Below are 1,112 nucleotides of genomic sequence, written 5' to 3' on the forward strand. Positions count from 1 at the left end.
GCGTCGCCATTGAAGTACCACTTAATACTGCATATTTCCCCTCTGGATACGTAGACAGTATTTCATCACCCGGCGCTACTAAATCAATTTCTTGATTTGAATTACTAAAGCATGAAATTTTCCGCTCTAAATTAACAGCACCTACTTCAATTACTTCAGAATAAGCACCTGGAAAATCTAATTCTGAAGTATCATCGTTACAATCCCCATCATTTCCAGCAGCGCATACGACAAGTACGTCTTGTTTTACCGCATTTTGAATAGCTTCATGTAACTCTGGTACATCTTGCGGGCCACCAAGTGACATTGAAATAATTCTCACTTTCTCTTTATTCGGTCCTCTCCAATTTACAGCATAATGAATGGCCTCGATAATTTGCTCATAGCTTCCAGAACCATCTCCAGCTAATACTTTTAAAACTAACATTTTAGCAAGTGGTGCTACACCTAATACACCCACTCCGTTTTCGGTTGCTGCGATTGTCCCTGCTACATGAGTACCATGGCCATTATTATCAAGATAAATTTTCGAATCACCTTCATAATCTTTCGTGAAATTTCTCCCACCAATAATACGATCTTTTAAATCTACATGATTTATATCACAACCTGTATCTAAAACGGCAACGACAATATCTTTCCCTTTCGCACTCTTTTCCCATACTTGCGGAGCATGAATCAGTTGTACACCTGGTGGAATTTCATTTACTTGCTCAACCACTTTATTTACAGTAAACGGAATTAATTTAATGCCTTTTTGTTTATTCGCTGTACTACTATTCATCGTAATCCCTCCTGAAAATGTATTATTTTCATTTCAGACCACTATTGAATACGTTTAGATTTAACATTCGTTTTATTCGTTCCATTTCCCTTCCTCTCAAATATTTCTCAATAAACAAAAGAAAAGGACCGATTATGGTCCTTTTCTTTTTCAGTTTTTCAAAAGAATAATAAATTAAGACTAAATCTCACTCTTGTTCAAAAACTGCTCAATTTCTTTTATTACATGTTTTGCGCCTTCTATACTAACAGTAATGCTTCCATTTGCTAATGAAATATTTTGGTCTGAAACATCACCTGTTATTTGACAAGCATTGTAAGGTTGATAT

Annotated in this window: 2 pseudogenes; both read right to left on the reverse strand. The window is 35.6% G+C overall.

Annotated features, from left to right (window positions below):
• Window positions 1-784, reverse strand: a pseudogene (locus V7038_RS25380) (S8 family peptidase); the annotation flags it as partial.
• Window positions 785-964: 180 nt separating this feature from the next.
• Window positions 965-1,112 (reverse strand): annotated as a pseudogene (locus tag V7038_RS25385) (AbrB/MazE/SpoVT family DNA-binding domain-containing protein); the annotation flags it as partial.

Origin of the sequence: Bacillus sp. JJ783, from assembly GCF_036963225.1 — a bacterium.
GTDB lineage: Bacteria > Bacillota > Bacilli > Bacillales > Bacillaceae_G > Bacillus_A > Bacillus_A cereus_U.